Source organism: Azospirillum sp. TSO5, from assembly GCF_003116065.1.
Classification (GTDB): domain Bacteria; phylum Pseudomonadota; class Alphaproteobacteria; order Azospirillales; family Azospirillaceae; genus Azospirillum.
In genome coordinates, this window is the sequence record NZ_LGQY01000195.1 from 1 (window position 1) to 1,915 (window position 1,915).

At 67.4% G+C, this 1,915-nt stretch carries 2 protein-coding genes; both read left to right on the forward strand.

Annotation, left to right across the window (positions count from 1 at the left end; translation table 11 throughout):
- Positions 1-1,001 (forward strand): DDE-type integrase/transposase/recombinase (locus tag TSO5_RS31990; RefSeq protein ID WP_109155382.1); only part of this gene is annotated, 1,001 nt, incomplete at its 5' end.
- On the forward strand, positions 988-1,719 hold the full coding sequence (istB, locus tag TSO5_RS31995) for an IS21-like element helper ATPase IstB (RefSeq protein ID WP_109155383.1): 732 nt from the start codon (positions 988-990) through the stop codon (positions 1,717-1,719). The genes TSO5_RS31990 and istB, both read left to right, overlap by 14 nt.
- Positions 1,720-1,915 lie beyond the last annotated feature (196 nt).

Here is a 1,915-nt window from a genome sequence, read left to right on the forward strand (position 1 = left end):
AGATGGTATTCGACGCCCACGCCCGTGCCGCGGCCTTCTACGGCGGCCTGTGCGAGCGCGGCATCTACGACAACATGAAGACGGCGGTGGACGCCGTATTTGTCGGCAAAGAGCGCCGCTTCAACCGCCGCTTCGCCCAGATGTGCTCGCATTACCTGGTCGAGCCGGTGGCCTGCACCCCGGCTTCGGGCTGGGAAAAGGGCCAGGTCGAGAACCAGGTCGGCACCTTGCGCCAGCGGCTGTTCACGCCGCGGCTGCGGGCCAAGACGCTGGAAGAGGTGAACGAACGCCTGCACGACGAGGTGATCGTCTGGGCCCAACAGACGTCGCATCCAGAGGATAAGAGCCGGACGGTGTGGGAGGTGTTCCAGGCGGAGCAGCCGGCGCTGATCACCGTGAGCGATCCTTTCGACGGCTTCCACGAGGCCACGCTCAGCGTCTCGAAAACCTGCCTGATCCACTTTGACCGCAACCGCTACAGCGTGGCCGCGATCGCCGCCGGCAAGCCGGTGCAGGTCCGCGCCTACGCGACACGGATCGTGGTGTGGTTCAACGGCGCGATCGTCGCCGAGCACCCACGGGCTTTCGGGCACGGCCACACGCGGTACAATCCGCTACACTACCTGCCGGTTCTCGTCCGCAAGCCGGGGGCGCTGCGCAACGGGGCGCCGTTCCGGGACTGGGATTTGCCGCCAGCCCTGGCGACGGTGCGGACCCGCCTGGGCCGCGGCGACGACGCTGACCGGCAGTTCGTTGGCGTGCTCGCCGCCATCCTCACCGATGGCCTGGAGGCGGTGGAGGTCGCCTGCCGCGAGGCACTGGCGAGCGGTACGCACAGCCGGGACGTGATCCTGAACATCCTCGCCCGGCGCCACGACGTCACACCGGCACCGGCCATGGCGGTGCCGACGGCGTTGACGCTGTCCATCGAGCCGGCCGCCGACTGCGGGCGCTACGACCGCCTGCGCGCGGTGCGGGAGGGATGCCATGGAACGGCATGAGCTGATGGCGCTGATGGCCGAGCTCAGCTTGGCCGGCATGCGTGCCGCCTACGATGAGGTGATGAGCGACGGGCTGAAGCGGCAGCGCACCGTCCAGCAGATCCTGGGCGATCTGCTGGCGGCGGAGCGGGCGGAGAAGCAGGCGCGCTCGATCCGTTACCAGCTCGGTGCCGCCAAGCTGCCCCTGGCCAAGACGCTGGCCGAGTTCGACTTCACCGCCAGTCCCCTCAACGAGGGGCTGGTGCGCGAGCTGCACGATGGCGGCTTTCTGGAAACCCAGCGCAACGCCGTGTTCATCGGGGGAACCGGGACCGGCAAGACGCACATGTGCATCGCCATCACGGCCAACTGCGTGCGCCGCGGCGCCCGTGCCCGGTTCTTCAACGTCATCGACCTGGTGAACCGGTTGGAGGCCGAAGCCCGGACCGGGCAGGCGGGCAAGCTCGCTGACCAGTTGACCCGCGTTGATCTCGTGGTGCTGGACGAACTCGGCTACCTGCCGTTCTCACAGAGTGGCGGCCAACTGCTGTTCCACGCGCTCAGCCAGTTGTACTCGCGGACCTCGGTGTTGATCACCACCAACTTGAGCTTCGCTGAATGGCCGACGGTGTTTGCTGGCGACGCCAAGATGACCACCGCTTTGCTCGACCGGCTGACGCATCACTGCGACATCCTGGAAACCGGCAACGAGAGCTGGCGGTTCAAGAACCGCTCCTGATCCAAAGTCTTCCCCCCGTCCGTTGCCCAGGGGGGCCCACAGGCCCCTCCCACGCGCGCCGCTGCGTCAGCCATGAGGGCACTCCGCGGCGCGCGCGGGACCCTCCCGTGGACTCCCTGGACAACAGGTTCTGCAACCGCAAGCGTGGCTGGAAATTGCAAGCCGATGCCGGCTGGAAATTGGAAGCCGATTGACA